At 61.1% G+C, this 15,677-nt stretch carries 14 protein-coding genes and 2 tRNA genes; 13 read left to right on the forward strand and 3 right to left on the reverse strand.

The features are described from left to right. The first annotated feature begins 12 nt into the window (after window positions 1-12). Window positions 13-972 (forward strand): acetyl-CoA carboxylase carboxyltransferase subunit alpha, encoded by a 960-nt coding sequence (locus E4633_RS13435; protein ID WP_135870848.1) that lies wholly within the window; start codon window positions 13-15, stop codon window positions 970-972. Window positions 973-1,363: 391 nt separating this feature from the next. Here E4633_RS13435 and E4633_RS13440 read toward each other — a convergent pair whose 3' ends face one another. Continuing rightward, the gene (locus E4633_RS13440; protein WP_135870849.1) at window positions 1,364-2,635 is read right to left on the reverse strand and encodes a DUF445 domain-containing protein; all 1,272 of its coding nucleotides are present in this window, start codon (window positions 2,633-2,635) and stop codon (window positions 1,364-1,366) included. Between the two features lie 201 nt (window positions 2,636-2,836). On the opposite strand from E4633_RS13440, the gene E4633_RS13445 reads away from it, so the two are divergent. Beyond that, complete coding sequence (locus E4633_RS13445) at window positions 2,837-3,625, forward strand: pseudouridine synthase (RefSeq protein ID WP_135870851.1); 789 nt, start codon at window positions 2,837-2,839, stop codon at window positions 3,623-3,625. A gap of 121 nt (window positions 3,626-3,746) precedes the next feature. On the opposite strand, the gene E4633_RS13450 is transcribed toward E4633_RS13445, so the two are convergent. Then, the gene (locus tag E4633_RS13450) at window positions 3,747-4,253 is read right to left on the reverse strand and encodes a MucR family transcriptional regulator (protein ID WP_135870853.1); all 507 of its coding nucleotides are present in this window, start codon (window positions 4,251-4,253) and stop codon (window positions 3,747-3,749) included. 192 nt (window positions 4,254-4,445) lie between these two features. On the opposite strand from E4633_RS13450, the gene E4633_RS13455 reads away from it, so the two are divergent. The 9 genes from E4633_RS13455 (at window position 4,446) to hrpB (ending at window position 11,785) form a co-directional block, all read left to right on the forward strand. Then, window positions 4,446-4,649, forward strand: a complete 204-nt coding sequence (locus tag E4633_RS13455) for a 4Fe-4S binding protein (protein WP_129126895.1) — start codon at window positions 4,446-4,448, stop codon at window positions 4,647-4,649. Between the two features lie 105 nt (window positions 4,650-4,754). Continuing rightward, a complete protein-coding gene (locus E4633_RS13460; RefSeq protein ID WP_135870855.1) occupies window positions 4,755-5,825 on the forward strand; it encodes a 3-methyl-2-oxobutanoate dehydrogenase subunit VorB in 1,071 nt (356 codons plus the stop codon). Between the two features lie 14 nt (window positions 5,826-5,839). Then, window positions 5,840-6,580, forward strand: coding sequence for a thiamine pyrophosphate-dependent enzyme (locus E4633_RS13465; protein WP_135870857.1), 741 nt, complete (start codon window positions 5,840-5,842; stop codon window positions 6,578-6,580). A 69-nt stretch (window positions 6,581-6,649) separates the two neighbouring features. Then, complete coding sequence (locus E4633_RS13470) at window positions 6,650-7,204, forward strand: 2-oxoacid:acceptor oxidoreductase family protein (protein ID WP_135870859.1); 555 nt, start codon at window positions 6,650-6,652, stop codon at window positions 7,202-7,204. Between the two features lie 42 nt (window positions 7,205-7,246). Then, window positions 7,247-7,320: transfer RNA gene (locus E4633_RS13475), tRNA-Gln, on the forward strand. Window positions 7,321-7,358: 38 nt separating this feature from the next. Next, window positions 7,359-7,433 (forward strand) — tRNA-Glu (locus E4633_RS13480). Window positions 7,434-7,730: 297 nt separating this feature from the next. After that, the gene (locus E4633_RS13485) at window positions 7,731-8,588 is read left to right on the forward strand and encodes a phosphatase PAP2 family protein (protein ID WP_135870861.1); all 858 of its coding nucleotides are present in this window, start codon (window positions 7,731-7,733) and stop codon (window positions 8,586-8,588) included. Between the two features lie 31 nt (window positions 8,589-8,619). Continuing rightward, window positions 8,620-9,294, forward strand: a complete 675-nt coding sequence (locus tag E4633_RS13490; protein WP_135870863.1) for an HAD family hydrolase — start codon at window positions 8,620-8,622, stop codon at window positions 9,292-9,294. Window positions 9,295-9,298: 4 nt separating this feature from the next. Beyond that, the gene (gene hrpB / locus E4633_RS13495) at window positions 9,299-11,785 is read left to right on the forward strand and encodes an ATP-dependent helicase HrpB (RefSeq protein ID WP_135870865.1); all 2,487 of its coding nucleotides are present in this window, start codon (window positions 9,299-9,301) and stop codon (window positions 11,783-11,785) included. A gap of 59 nt (window positions 11,786-11,844) precedes the next feature. Here the strand turns inward: hrpB and E4633_RS13500 are convergent, their stop codons facing one another. After that, on the reverse strand, window positions 11,845-12,579 hold the full coding sequence (locus E4633_RS13500) for a peptidoglycan DD-metalloendopeptidase family protein (RefSeq protein ID WP_135870867.1): 735 nt from the start codon (window positions 12,577-12,579) through the stop codon (window positions 11,845-11,847). A gap of 308 nt (window positions 12,580-12,887) precedes the next feature. On the opposite strand from E4633_RS13500, the gene E4633_RS13505 reads away from it, so the two are divergent. Next, window positions 12,888-14,969: a glutamine synthetase III family protein gene (locus E4633_RS13505; RefSeq protein ID WP_281276776.1), complete on the forward strand. Its 2,082-nt coding sequence runs from the start codon at window positions 12,888-12,890 to the stop codon at window positions 14,967-14,969. Window positions 14,970-15,327: 358 nt separating this feature from the next. Next, entirely contained in the window at window positions 15,328-15,666 is a 339-nt protein-coding gene (locus tag E4633_RS13510) for a P-II family nitrogen regulator (protein WP_129126904.1), read from the forward strand. Window positions 15,667-15,677: the final 11 nt, after the last annotated feature.

The following is a 15,677-nucleotide window of genomic DNA, read 5'->3' on the forward strand; positions in this document are numbered from 1 at the left end:
AGATAGAGATATATGGCATTGCAGCAGAGCTATCTGGATTTTGAGAAGCCGCTGGCGGAACTGGACAAGAAGATCCAGGAACTGCTGGCATTTTCCACTGAGGGGGTCGATCTCTCCGCGGAGGTCGCCAAACTTGAGGAGAAGGCAGAGAAGATGCGCGAAGACATGTTTGCAAATCTTTCCCGCTGGCAGACGGCCCAGGTTGCCCGCCATATCAATCGTCCTTTCACCCTCGATTATCTGAGCCTGATCTTCACCGAGTTCGTGGAACTGCACGGTGACCGCAACTTCGGCGACGACCACGCCATCGTCGGCGGCCTTGCCCGTCTTGACGGCGAGCCGGTCATGGTGATCGGTCACCAGAAGGGGCGTGACACCAAGGAGAAGGTGTTCCGCAACTTCGGCATGCCGAACCCGGAAGGGTACCGGAAGGCGCTGCGCCTGATGGAGATGGCCGAGCGCTTCAAGCTCCCCATCATCACCTTCGTCGACACCCCGGGCGCATTCCCCGGCATCGGCGCCGAGGAGCGCGGCCAGGCCGAGGCGATCGCGAGGAACCTGCGCGAGATGAGCCGTCTCACCGTCCCCATCATCGTCGTCATCACCGGCGAGGGTGGCTCCGGCGGTGCGCTTGCCATCGCCGTTGGTGACCGCGTCCTGATGCTGCAGCACTCCGTCTATGCCGTCATCTCCCCCGAGGGTTGCGCCGCGATCCTCTGGTCCGACGGCACCAAGGGAGCCCAGGCCGCCGAGGCGTTGAAGCTCACCGCCAAAGACATCAAGGATCTCGAGGTCATCGACGAGATCGTTCCCGAGCCCGCCGGCGGTGCGCACCGTGACCACGAGGCCATGGCGAAGAACCTGCACGAGGCGCTTTCCAGGAACCTGAAGGAGCTGAAGGCGATTCCGGCCGACGAGCTGATCGAGCAGCGCTACCAGAAGTTCCGCAAGATGAGCCGCTTCGCCGAGTAGTCCGCGGTGGATTCAACAGCAATAAAAAGAAGGGGGCATGGCCGCAAAGCCATGCCCCCTTCTTCTTTGGATCGTTGTGGGTGTGCATCAAGCACAACCTCCCCACGAAGCACTGCATGTGACCTGACGTCTCCCCCTTTGCGAAGGGGGGACAGGGGGGATTTGCCTTTATTGGGCCATGCAACCACGCCCGCCTGCAAACTGCGCAAGCAGATGACAGATGCTGATTAACCGTTGTGGTCTCGTTTAGAAAGAGAATTCCCGGGATTCGGTTCAATCTAGGGAACCGGCCAACAAAAAGCAAATCCCCCCCGTCCCCCCTTCGCAAAGGGGGGAGCGCCGGGGTCACGTGCGGTGTTTGGTCGGTCTGTATCCACCTTCGCGGCGGTGTCTACCCGATGACAAGCGATGCCGCGTGCAGCAAAATGCCGATCATGCCGCCGACCAAGGTTCCGTTCATCCTGATGAACTGCAGGTCCGAACCGATGCTCAGCTCGATCTCCGTGATGAACTCCTCGTTGTCCCACTCCTTCACCGTCCCGGATATGTGCTTCGCGAACCCCGTCCTCAGCCCGTCGGCGTACCTGCGCACCACCCCTTCCAGATGCTCGTTGATGGAGTCGGAAAGCTCATCGCTCTTCGAAAGGGTGCGGCCTAGCGCTACGGCGGCGTCCGCAACCTTGTGCCTGATCGCGGAATGCTCCCGCTCGAGGTCCTGCACCACCCAGGCCTTCAGGTCGCCGACCAGCCCACGGGCGTAATGCCCGAGTTGCTCGTTACTCACCAGTTCCTGCTTCAACTCCTCGACCCTTGCCCGCATCGCCGTGTCGTGCTTCAGCTTCACGATGAAATCCCCGACGGCGCTGTCGAACTCGTGGCGCAGCTCGTGGCTCGGATCGGCGTTCACCGCGTCGAGGAAGCCGCTTACCTTCCTCACGATCTTCTCCCCGGCGTTTCTGGCGAACTGGGGACGGTTCGGGATGAACTTGCTGAGCAGCGGATACTCGGCGTCCACCCAGTTGTCGAGGGCGATCGCCACCTTCTCCTGCGCTTCCGGTTTCGCGAGCCATCCCCCGAGGCGGCGCAGCAACTCGTCCAGCACCACCTGGTGCCGGCTCTCACTCCTGAGGCTTTCCAGCAGCACCCCCGCGGAAGAGGCGGCATCGAACTTCTCCACCCGGTCGCTGAGCGCCGCACTCACCACCTTGCTGACCCGCTCGTCTTCGAGGAAGTCGATCGACTCGGAGATGATCCGGGTGATCCCGGTGGCAAGCCCCTCGGCGTTTTGCCGGGAGACGAGGTAATCGCACAGGCGCCGTGCCGGGTCGAAGGCCCGCATCCTCTCGACCAGCACCTCGGTGGCCAGGAACTTCTCCTGGATGAACTGGCCTAGGTTGTCGGCGATGGTCTCCTTCTTCTCCGCAACGATGGCGGTGTGGGGGATGGGAAGCCCCATCGGATGCCTGAAGAGGGCGACTACCGCAAACCAGTCCGCGAGAGCGCCCACCATGGCGGCCTCGGCGAAGGCGGCAACCCATCCCCAGGCCCCGCTAGCGTGCTGCAGGCGTGCGACGATAAAGAGCAGGGCGGCTCCGACAAGGAGCGCACCGGCTACGGTCTTGTTCTTTTTCAAAGCTGCGGTTCTTACATCCGTCATCTGCATGTACATCTACTCCTTGCGAACATATCTCTTTACTGCGCCTGAAGCGCAGCCTGTCTTTTTAGCAGGTTCCGCACATCAAGGCAACAGCTTCGCTGATAGGTCGCACTGTTTACCGCATAACTGGTTGCTACCTGCACGGCTGCTGTGATATGACTTGATCCGCGTAAATTCACCGGCGAGAGCCCAGGTAAGGAGAGACATATGCAGGAGCGTTTGCAAAAGATACTGTCGCAGGCGGGCATCGCCTCACGACGCGAGTCCGAAACCATCATCACCTCGGGGCGAGTGGCCGTGAACGGCACGGTGGTCACCGAGCTCGGCACCAAGGCCGATCCGGAAACCGACACCATCACGGTGGACGGCAAGCCGATCGCCGTTGAGGAAAAGCGGGTCTACCTGCTCCTGTACAAGCCGGTAGGGTACATGACCACGATGAAGGACCCCGAAGGGCGCCCCATCGTCACCGATCTCCTCAAAGAGGTGAAGGAGCGGGTGTATCCCGTCGGTCGTCTGGACTACAACACGGAAGGGCTCCTGCTGCTCACCAACGACGGTGCCTTCGCCAACATGCTGATGCACCCAAGCCACGAAGTGGACAAGGGATACCTGGTCCGGGTTAGCGGACACGTCAGTACGGTCCAGATAAAGAAGCTCTCCGAGGGGGTGAAGCTGGAGGACGGCATGACCGCTCCGGCCAAGGTCGCGCAGGTAAGCGAGAGCGAGAACAACGCCTGGATCTCCATCACCATCCACGAAGGGCGCTACCGGCAGGTGCGGCGCATGTGCGAGGCGGTGGGGCTGAACGTCGTGCGCCTGAAGCGCGCGCGCTACGACTTCCTGGAGATCGGCGAGATGAAGCCGGGCGAGTTCAGGGAGTTGACCTCCGAAGAGGTGACCAAGCTGAAAAGGAAGATCGTTGCGGTCGGTACCGGTCGGGGTCCGAAAAAGACCGGTGTGGTGGCGAGAAGAAAGATCGCGCCGCTTCGTTAGCTTGTAGCGCTGCAGGAAGTGGTGCGGCCGAAGCCGGGTTTGCATGAACAACAAAAGCCGCCCCTTACAGGGCGGCTTTTTCATTTATATTGAAAGGCTGCAAAGAGGATCACATTAGGATTCAGGCGCTCATCTGCTGCTTTTGCTTCGAGCCGCGAGGCTGTTTCACCGGCTTCTTTTCCGCGCCCCCCTTGGCGGCGAGCTTCGCCGCGCGGACGGCGCGCGCCTTGGCAAGGTTGTCGGCAAGCCCCTTCTCCTGGGCCATCCGCCTGCGCGCCTCGGAGAAGTTCTTGGCGGTCAGCGCCTGATTGCTCGGGATGCCGAACTGTTTTCTGTACTCTCCGGGTTTTACTCCATGGACCTGGGCAAGGTGGCGCGCGAGGGTCTTCATGCCGGTCTTGCCGCACAACATGCAGCTTATCTGGTCCGGTTGGAACGCCTTCTTCAGGGTAAGCGACGGTCCCCTTTCGCCGCCCACCTCCATTCCCTCGCCTGTTTCCACTTCGAGTTTCTGCAGTGCGCCATGCACCTTCTGCAGTTCAAGAAGCAGATCGTCGCCTGACATCTCTGTAACCGAGGCATGTGAAGAGACAATACTGGCCGTCAACTCGAGCAGTGATGATGCCATCGTTTCGCTCCTCCTTTTAAATTCTTAGTTGTGGTACATGAGTCGCTTATTATTAAACTACACACTTGTTTAAAAGCAAGCGATAAATCACTCGTGTAAACAAAAAAGTTGACTGGCCTGACAGATTTCTGCTAGGTTTTTGCGCTGATTGCATGCCGGGTAACGGCAGCAAGACAATGAGGGATACTTAGTATGGGAAGAATTGTAATAGACGAGTTGCGCTGCAAGGGTTGCGGTATCTGCACGATTGCTTGCCCGAAGAAGCTGATCAGGCTCTGCGAGAAGGTCAATATCCAGGGGTACGCACCTGCCGAAGCTCCCAATCTGGAGCAGTGTACGGGGTGCGCTCTCTGCGCCGAAATCTGTCCTGACGTTGCCATAACCGTCTTCAAGTAAATCCTTTCGTTCAGCACTGAGAGATGTCGCAGCGGATCGACCGGTCCGTGTCGATATCGGTGTCTCTAAGTACATCCGAACGAGCAGGAACCGTGGGAGGGTCAATTGTCTAAACGGCTGTTTGTTAAAGGAAATGAAGCCGCGGCCATGGGGGCTGTAGAAGCCGGCTGCCGCTACTACTTCGGCTATCCGATCACCCCGCAAAGTGACATTCCGGAATATCTGTCGCGTGAGCTTCCGAAGCTGAACGGCGAGTTCATTCAGGCGGAGAGCGAGATCGGTGCGATCAACATGCTCCTGGGCGCCTCCGCATGCGGCGTGCGCGCCATGACCTCCTCCTCGAGCCCGGGTATTTCGCTCAAGCAGGAAGGGATCTCCTACATGGCCGGCGCGGAACTCCCCGGCGTGATCATCAACATCTCACGTTCCGGACCGGGCCTTGGCGGCATCGACGCCTCCCAGTCCGATTATTTCCAGTCCGTGAAGGGTGGCGGGCACGGTGGCTACCACATCCCCGTCCTCGCCCCGAACTCGGTGCAGGAGATGTACGACCTCACCATGCACGCCTTCGATCTCGCCGATCTGTACCGCACCCCGGTCATGCTCCTGGGGGACTCGGTGATCGGGCAGATGAAGGAGGCGCTCGTCCCGAACGCGCGTCCGGTGCGTGAGCTCCCGGAGAAGGAGTGGGCTGTGCGCGGCAAAAGCGGCGCCGAGCAGCGCGTGGTTAAATCGCTGTTCCTGGGTGACGGCGAGCTCGAGGCGCACAACTGGCGTCTGCACGCGAAGTACCAGGTGATGAAGGAGAAGGAGTGCATCAGCGAGGAGTACGAGACCGCCGACGCCCGTCTCATCGTCGCCGGCTTCGGCTCCGTCGCCAGGATCGCCCACACCGCGGTCGCCATGGCCCGTGAAGAGGGGATGAAGGTCGGTCTTTTCCGTCCGGTCACCCTGTTCCCGTTCCCGGAGAAGGCCCTCGCCGAGGCCGCCGGCCGTGCCGGCAAGGTGCTGGTCGTGGAACTCAACACCGGACAGATGGTCGAGGACGTGCGCCTCTCCGTCGGCGCCGCGGCACAGGTCTCCTTCTACGGCAGGCCGCCGGGAGCCGGTTCGCTGCCCTCACCTGAGGAACTTCTCGAGGTGATCAGGAAGCAGTACGACGACACGGCGCGCTAGGCAGGGGGGGAGATATGCAGCAGGTTTTCAAAAGACCGCAAAGTTTGAAGGACGTTCAGACCCATTTCTGTCCCGGCTGCCATCACGGCACCATCCACCGCCTGGTGGCCGACGCGATGGATCTGTACGGCGTTCAGGATAGGACCATCGGTGTGGCCTCGGTCGGCTGCTCCGTGTTCCTTTACGGCTATTTCGACATCGACGTAGTGGAGGCCCCGCACGGCAGGGCGCCCGCGGTCGCCACCGGTGTGAAGCGCGCGAAGCCCGACAACTTCGTTTTCACCTACCAGGGGGACGGCGACCTTGCCGCCATCGGCACCGCGGAGATCATCCATGCCGCGAACCGCGGCGAGGACATCACCGTCGTCTTCGTGAACAACACCACCTACGGCATGACCGGTGGCCAGATGGCCCCCACCACCCTGGTGGGCCAGAAGACCTCCACCTCGCCGTACGGCAGGGACAAGTCGAAAGACGGTTCCCCGATCCGGATGGCGGAGCTGATGGCGCAGTTGGGCGGCGTCGCCTACTCGGCGCGCGTCGCCGTCGACTCGCCCAAGCATGTTCTCGAGGCCAAGAAGGTGATGCGCGAGGCGTTCGGGTACCAGGCAGAGGGGAAAGGCTTCTCCTTCGTCGAGGTGCTTTCCTCCTGTCCGACCAACTGGGGGATGAACCCCCTCAAGGCGAACGCGAGGATAGGTGAGGAGATGATTCCGTATTTCCCGCTCGGCATCTTCAAGAAAGAAGAGGCCTAGGGAAGGCCCTTTTAACGTAGAACCTAGAACGTGGAACGTAGAACGTGTTCTGCAGTTTGAGGAGGGACGATGCGTACAGAAGTTTTGATAGCCGGGTTTGGCGGGCAGGGCGTGCTCCTGGCCGGGAACCTGCTTTCCTATGCGGCTATAGATGAAGGCAAGAACGTGAGCTACTTCCCCGCCTACGGCGTGGAAAAGCGTGGCGGCTCCGCCACCTGCACCGTCGTGATCGCTGACGGCACGGTCGGCTCCCCCGTGCTCGGGCAACCGGCGGTGCTCGTGGTCCTGAACCAGGCGTCGCTCGAGCGCTTCGGCGCCAAGGTGCGCCCCGGCGGCCTTTTGATCGTCAACTCGTCGCTCGTCGACATCACCGAGCTGAACCGCAGCGACATCACCATCATCCCGGTCCCCATGAACGATATTGCCACCGATCTGGGCGACCTGAGGATGGTGAATATGGTTGCGGTGGGTGCCTACGTCGCACTCACCGGAGCGGTGCAGATGGAGTCGCTCTCGACCGCCCTGTCCCAGGCGCTGCCGGAGCGCAACCACCGGTTCATCCCCGCCAACGTGAAGGCGATAGAAACCGGGGCGCAGGTGGCAAAGTCTAAAAAAGAAGCTTGACTTTGGTTCCACGATTCTGGTATTAATCTGGTCTCTCAACGATGGGGTATCGCCAAGCGGTAAGGCAACGGACTCTGACTCCGTCATCCAAGGTTCGAATCCTTGTACCCCAGCCATAGCTAATCCAGCTTCATTGCAAGCTGCTACATAGTCAGGTCCCATCGTCTAGTGGTTAGGACACCGGCCTTTCACGTCGGTAACAGGGGTTCAAGTCCCCTTGGGATCACCACCTTAAAAACAGCGCCAGAAGCAGGGCGCTGTTTTTTTTTGTCCAACCCCGGAATACCAGGGAGCCAGGGTTATGTCCTCTCCAAGAACCACGCGAGACTGTTGCATCCCCACTTTTGCTGATGTTTCTTCGCGAAATCCGGGGCGTGGGATTGATCTATCCACGAAGCGCTGCACGGGAACTCGCGTCCCCCCCTTTGAGAAGGGGGGACAGAGGGGATTTGCCGTTGACTTGAAATCCCCCCTTCGCAACGAAGCTACGGGGGGCAGGCTCCCCCTTCGCGAAGGGGGGGGCGTTGTGAGCTCGACCCTCCCTTTGAGGCAACATACCCCTGGGCCCCGACCGTCCCGTATCCCGTCCCTCATCGGTTTCCTGAGCCTCCTCTTCCTTCTTCTCACCACGCCGCTCCACGCTGCGGAAAACGTCTTCACCAGCGGCAAGGCCGTCGCCGAAGAGGCCGGGCGCCTTGCCGGCGAGACGAAGCTCTTCCTCAAGGGACCGGTCGATCCCTATCTCACCGAGACAGCAGTGGCCGCGACTCTCTTCGGAGTTGCCTACGTCTTCGATGAAAAGATCCGCGACGAGTTCGCCGGCCCCCACCACGGCGTGATGAAAGGGATCACCAACGTGGGGAACGCTGTAAGCGATCCGCTGCTGCACCTGGGCGTCGCCGCCGTGTTCTACGGCGCCGGGGCCGCGACCGATAATACGAAGGTGATGGGCTTGGGTGAGGAGATGGGGGAGGCGCTTTTATTGGCCGACGGTACCGTCTTCGTGCTTAAAGGCGTCATCGGGCGCGGGCGCCCGTACCAGGTAGAGAGCAGCACGAGCTACCGCCCGTTGCAGTACAAGGGGGGCTACGACTCGCTCCCCTCGATGCACACGGCGAGTACCTTCGCGCTTGCCCACGTCCTTTCTTCCAGGACCGACAGCATCGCCGGCAAACTCGCCTGGTACGGCGGAGCAGGGCTGGTCGCCTTCTCGCGCGTGTACCAGACCAAACACTGGGCGAGCGACGTGGTCCTTGCCGCGGCCATCGGCGAGCTGGCCGGTGCCACCGTCGGCAGATACCGCTCCCTCGCTCCCGGCGGCGTCACCATCGCCCCGCTCTCCATCGAGGGGACCCCGGCCGTCGCAGTTGTAGGCAAATTCTGAAAACAGCCAACTTATCTATGAGGAGCTTCCCATGCTGAACGCAGTCATCTTCGATTTCGATGGCATCATCGTGGATACCGAACCGCTGCACTACAAGGCCTTCCAGGAGCTGCTGGTCCCCCTGGGCCTTGGCTACTCCTGGGAGGAGTACATGGAGCTCTACATCGGCTTCGACGATCGCGATGCCTTTCGCGAGGCCTTCCGCGTGCACGGGCGCGCGCTCTCGGAAGACGAGCTGAAGGAGCTGATCCGCGGCAAGGCGGCGGCCTTCCTCGACATCGTTTCCGGTGGCGTGGCGGCTTACCCCGGCGTCGTCGAGCTGATCCGTTCCATCTCCGGCACCCTCCCGCTCGCCCTGTGCAGCGGCGCCCTCAAAAGCGATATCGAGCCGATCCTCAAGCAGCTGGGCCTTACCGACGCCTTCGACGTCAAGGTGACCGCGGACGAGGTAGCCACCTCCAAGCCCGATCCCGAGAGCTACCGTCTCGCGGTGCAGCGTCTGCAGGAGCGCTTTCCCGGCAAGGTCGACGCGGCGGCCTCCATCGCCGTCGAGGACACCCCGGCGGGGATCACCTCCGCCACCGGTGCGGGGCTCAAGGTCCTTGCCGTCACCAACAGCTACCCGCGGGAGAAGCTCTCCGGCGCAAGCCGCGTGGTCAACTCCTTGGTCGGGGTCGATATCGAGGGGCTGAGCCTCCTCGTATAGCGCGATGCAAAGCCGGAACGCCACCACCATCGACGGGGTCCTCCCCGAGCTGATCGCGGCCCTCACGCAAAGGAACGTTGCCGTGCTGCAGGCGCCACCCGGCGCCGGCAAGACCACCCGCGTCCCTCTTGCCCTCCTCGACGCCCCTTTCCTCGGTGACGGGAAAATCATCATGCTCGAGCCGCGCCGGCTTGCCGCGGTCAACGCCGCCCGTTACATGGCGCAGTGTCTCGGCGAGGAGGTGGGACAGCGGGTAGGCTACGCCATCCGTTTCGAACGCAAGGTCTCCCGGGCGACCCGGATCGAGGTGGTTACCGAGGGGATCCTCGCGCGCCGTCTGCAAAGCGACCCGCTCCTCGAAGGGGTCTCGGCGGTGATCTTCGACGAGTTCCACGAGCGGAGCCTCACCTGCGATCTCTCCCTTGCCTTGTGCCGCGACGTGCAGCTCGGGCTGCGCGAGGACCTGCGCCTGCTGGTCATGTCGGCGACGCTCGATGCGGAGCCGGTAGCGAAACTCCTTGGCGGTGCGCCCCTCGTCACCAGCGAAGGGCGCCAGTTCCCGGTCGACGTCCGTTATCTCAAGACCGAGCCTGCGACTAGGCTCGCCGAAACCGCCTGCGCCGGGGTCATGAAGGCGCTTGCCGAGACCGAAGGGGACGTCCTCGTCTTCCTGCCGGGCGCTGGCGACATAAGGCGCTGCGAGAACATCCTGCAGGGACAGGTAGGCTCCCGGGTGATGATCGCCGTCCTCTACGGGGACCTTCCCTTTGCGGCACAGGAACGGGCCATCCTCCCGGGGGAACGCCGCAAGGTGGTGCTCGCCACCAACATCGCCGAAACGAGCCTCACCATCGAGGGGGTGCGGGTGGTGGTGGATACCGGCTATTCCCGCCAGCTCCGTTACGATCCCTCGACCGGCCTGAACCGCCTCGACACCATGCGCATTTCGGCCGCCTCCGCGCAGCAGCGCGCCGGCCGCGCCGGCCGCGTAGCCCCCGGCGCCTGCTACCGCCTCTGGACCGAGCACACCCAGAGCGCTCTGCTTCCCTTCACTCCCCCCGAGATCAAGGTTTCCGACCTCGCTCCGCTGGCGCTGGACCTGGCGCAGTGGGGCGTGGCCGATCCCGCTTCTCTGAGCTTTCTTGACGCACCCCCGGCCGCCCATCTCGCCGAAGGTCGGGCGCTCTTGCGCGCCTTGGGCGCTCTAGATGCGCGCGGCACCCTCACCGACCTGGGGGCGAGGATGGCGGCGCTTCCCATGCACCCGCGCCTTGCCGCCATGCTGGTGGGTTCGCTCGCCGCTGGACACGCACCGCTTGCCTGTAAACTCGCCGCCATCCTCTCGGAACGTGACCTCATGCCGCGTGGCAGCGGTAGCATTTCCGATAGCGATCTGCTGGACCGTCTGGATGCGTTGGGCGAACGCCGCGACCCGCAGGGGGCGCGCACGGTTGAACGGCTCGCCGCCTACTTCCGCGGCGCCCTCGGGGTGCCGGACGCTTCCACGCATGCCGATGCGGCTACCGTGGGGCGGCTCCTCCTTATGGCCTATCCAGACCGCGTCGCGCGCGAGAGGAATCCCGGCTCCGGGCGCTACCTGATGGCCAACGGCACCGGGGCCAAACTCTCCCCGCGCAGTAACCTGAGGGCGCAGCCCTTCATCGTCGCCGTTGAGGTCGAGGGTGGGGGTGGCGAGGCGGACATACACATGGCGAGCGCTGTTTCCCTGGAGGCGGTCCGCTCCGGATGCGCGGGCGCCATCACGCGCGAGCGCAGGGTGTTCTGGGACGAGCGCGAGGGAAGGGTGGTGGCCCGGGATGAAGAGCGGCTTGGCACTGTGGTGCTTTCCGAGCGGGCCGCGGTCCCCGAGAAGGGTGAGGTGGCTGCTGCGCTTCTGCAGGGGATACTGTCGGGGGCTGGCATCGGCGGGCTCAACTGGAGCGAGCAGGCCGCGCAGTACCGGAACCGGGTGCGCTTCCTGGCACGGGTGCTCCCCGAGGAGGAACTTCCCGACCTCTCCGACCAGGCGCTTACCGAGAGCGTCGGGCAGTGGCTGCTCCCGTATCTGCAGGGGGTGCGGAGCCAGGCCCAGCTTGCCAAGGTGGATCTGCTGCAGCCTTTGAAGGCCCTTCTTGACTATCGGAAGCAGCAGTTAGTGGAGCGGGAGGCGCCCACGCACCTGCAGGTCCCCAGCGGGTCCCGCGTTTCGCTTGAGTATCCGGCAGAGGGGGAGCCGTTTCTGGCGGTGAAGCTTCAGGAGATGTTCGGCCTGGCGGAAACGCCGAGGCTCGCGCGGGGGAGGGTGCCGGTGCTGATCCACCTGTTGTCGCCTGCACGGCGTCCCATCCAGGTGACTGCCGACCTGAAGAGCTTCTGGAACGGTGCCTACCGCGAGGTGTGCAAGGAATTGAAAGGTCGCTACCCCAGGCATCCCTGGCCTGACGACCCGTGGAACGCTCCGGCAACAAGGCATGTGAAGAAGAGAATGTAATTGTGGTGCTGTGCGGCGACCCGGAGGGAGAGGGGATGAAGATTACGTTGATTGCCGGTTCAGTTGATGTTGGTAAAGACCAGTGACCCGTCCTTGTGTACGTAGCTCCTGATGCTGTCGGCAACTTCAGGAATACCTGCGCCTGTCTCCAGATAGTTACGCGTCACGTTCACGCCGTTCCTCCAGAGTTCGAAGTGCACATGCGGGCCGGTCGATCTCCCGGTCGAGCCTGACAGCGCCACGGTCTGCCCCGCCGCCACCTGGTCCCCGACCTTGACCTCCAACTGCGCGTTGTGCCCGTACATAGAGACCATGCCGTCGGCATGCCGGATGGTCACCAGGTTGCCGTACCCCCCATGCATGCCGCTTTCGACCACCGTTCCCGCCGCAATCGCCTTCACCTTAGTGCCGGTCGGCACCGCAATGTCCAGGCCGTTATGATGCCGCAGACCTCCGTCGATTGGGTCATGGCGCATGCCGTATCCGGAGGTGATTACCCCCTGGACCGGGAGGAGTCCTTCCGTGCCGGCAGGCTCGGACGATGCGGACGCCGTCTTGGCTGTGGTTCTCGCCGGCAGGTTCGGCTGTTTTGGTTTCCGCGCTTCGCGGATGATACGGACCGCGCTTTTGTTGGAAGGGGTGTTGGTGAAGACCTCGACGCCGTTTTCGTCGGTGTATCGGTAGAAGTCAGCGTAGGCACTCTGCTTCGATATTAGGCAGAATAAGGCGGGTAGCAGTGCAAGCGCTAGCCGTGAAGTTCCGTTCCACCGTCGTGTGATTGCCTGTTTCTTCACTGTTGATCCTTGGTCCGGACTTCGGGGAGCGTCTCACTCTGCTTGAGGCAGTCGTACTATATTAGTATTGTCGGCGCTTTGCAAGTGGCAGCTACTTGTATCTACGGACCGGGCGGCGCTTGTGCCAGTGACGGAGCCGATGGGTGTACGAATATTAATCATTGGGTTGCCTGGCTGGGCACTTCTCTTGCTTAATAACCGTGACTCAGGCGTGATCGACTGTAAATGCCTGGAACTCTGAAATCTTCGATAAGCATTCTGCTTATTTTTTAGACACCGCTGCATAAAAAGGAGGCTGCACCGTGGAGATGTTTGGGCAAAATGTGTTTAACCAGTCCGTAATGAGAGATAGGCTGCCGAAAAGTGTTTTCAAGAACCTCAAGAAAACCATAGACGAAGGTCTGCCGCTGGATCCCTCCATCGCAGATGTTGTCGCTTCGGCAATGAAAGAGTGGGCAGTTGAAAGAGGTGCAACACATTTTACCCATTGGTTCCAGCCGATGACCGGCATCACCGCGGAGAAGCATGACTCCTTCATTTCGCCGGCGGATGGCGGCGCTCTGCTTGAGTTCTCCGGTAAAGAGCTGGTCAAGGGCGAGCCGGATGCCTCCTCTTTCCCGAGCGGCGGCCTGAGGGCGACCTTCGAAGCGAGGGGTTATACCGCCTGGGACTGCACCTCGCCTGCCTTCCTGAGGGAAGAGGCCGACGTCGTCACCCTCTGCATCCCCACCGCCTTCTGCTCCTACACCGGTGAGGCATTGGACAAGAAGGTTCCTCTGCTTCGTTCCATTGAAGCGCTTTCCACGCAGGCCGTGCGTGTTCTTAAACTGTTCGGAAACGCCAGTGTCACCAGGGTTACCTCGACCGTCGGAGCAGAGCAGGAATACTTCCTGGTCGACAAGTCCTTCTACCTGCAAAGGCCCGACCTGATGATGGCCGGTAGAACCCTCTTCGGCGCCATGTCCTCGAAAGGGCAGGAGATGGAAGACCACTACTTCGGCAGCATCAAGGAAAGAGTGCTGGCGTACATGAAGGAAGTGAATGAAGAGCTGTGGAAGCTCGGTGTGTCCGCCAAAACCCAGCACAACGAGGTGGCACCGGGACAGTTCGAAATAGCCCCGATTTTCGAGAACACCAACATCGCCACCGACCACAACCAGATGGTCATGGAGGTTCTCAAACGTGTTGCCCTCAGGCACGACATGGTCTGCCTGCTGCACGAAAAACCGTTTGCAGGTGTCAACGGTTCCGGCAAGCACAACAACTGGTCCATGAGCTCGAACGACGGGCAGAACCTGCTCGAGCCGGGCCGCACCCCCCATGAAAATGCCCAGTTCCTCACCTTCCTCATGGCAACCATCAAGGCTGTGGACACCTTTGCCGGGCTCCTGCGCTGCTCCTGCGCCAACGCCGGCAACGAGTATCGCCTGGGCGCCAACGAAGCACCTCCGGCTATCATTTCGGTCTTCCTCGGCGAGCAGCTTGCCGACATCATCGACCAGATCGTAGCGGGCAAGACGAAATCCTCCGAGATGAGCGGTCACATGGACATCGGTGTAAGCACCCTTCCTTCGCTGCCCAAAGACGCCACCGACAGGAACAGGACCTCGCCGTTCGCCTTTACCGGCAACAAGTTCGAATTCAGGATGCTCGGTTCCTCCTTCTCCATCTCGGGCCCGAACATCATCATCAACACCATCATCGCCCAGGCCCTGAAGGAATTCGCCGACGTGCTGGAGAAATCCACCAACTTCGACGCCGACCTCGACAAACTGCTGCAGGATACCGCGAAGAAACACCAGCGCGTCATCTTCAACGGCAACAACTACTCCGACGAGTGGGTCCAGGAAGCTGCCAAGCGCGGGCTGCCGAACATCCCGAGCACTCCCGACGCGCTCAAGGAGCTGATCTCCAAGGAAGCGCAGGAGGTGTTCGCCGCTCACAGTGTCTTCAGCGACAAGGAACTGCATGCCCGTTACGAAATCATGGTCGAGCAGTACGTTAAGACCCTGAACATCGAAGCGCTGACCATGATCGACATGGCCAACCACAGCATCATCCCCACCGCCATCGAGTATGCGACCACGGTTGCAGCGTCCGTCAATGCGGTTACCGCGGTATCCAGCAAGCTGGACGTCTCCACCCAGAAGGAACTGCTGGAAGAGCTCAGCGACAAGCTTGCCGCGATGAGCGCCAACACCAAGGCGCTTGAGAAGGCCCTTGAAGAGGCGAACGGCATCGCCGATGCCGATAAGCAGGCCGCCGCATTCAGGGCAAACGTCTTCACCATGATGCTTGAACTGCGCTCCACCGGTGATGCGCTGGAGAAAATCATCGCTGCCAAGTACTGGCCGCTGCCGACCTACAGGGAAATGCTTTTCGTTCTGTAATCCCTGAATCTATTACTTGCCTGACAATAGGAGCCTCTTGACGGGGCTCCTATTTCAGCTTTGCCGCTAGGACGTGTTAATAAATAACTGGTTAATCAAGCCGTGTTCTGGCTGGCCATATTGCAGACAATAGCCTGCGTAAGTTTTAGGCAACAGTCTTGTTGCCTTGCTTGCCGGAGGCTGGACCGCCCCGGCTAAGTTCCCGGAATCAGGAAGGGGTGTTTACCTTCCAGACGATTGGCTAAAGTCTTGCAGCGGGGTCACCAAGCACCAGCCAGCGGTTTATTAAACCTTGCAATTCAATGGCAAGGTATCTATAATTCGCGGCGCACTGAACAACAAGCGGAGGATAACTGCCTTGAAAAAAGTCGAAGCAATCATAAAACCTTTTAAGCTTGATGAAGTGAAAGAAGCACTCAATGAGATCGGTATCCAGGGTATCACCATCGGTGAGGTCAAGGGTTTCGGTCGTCAAAAAGGGCACACCGAGCTTTACCGCGGCGCCGAGTACGTGGTCGATTTCATCCCCAAGATCAAGATGGAAATCATCGTGTCGGACGAAGTGGTAAGCAAGGTCGTCGATGCCATCGAGCAGGCAGCGAAAACAGGTCGCATCGGCGACGGCAAGATCTTTGTCACCCCCGTAGAAGAAGTAGTCCGGATCAGGACCGGTGAGAGGGGCGAGGACGCTCTCTAGTCGGCTGATTC

This window comes from Geomonas terrae (assembly GCF_004791675.1).
Classification (GTDB): Bacteria; Desulfobacterota; Desulfuromonadia; order Geobacterales; family Geobacteraceae; genus Geomonas; species Geomonas edaphica.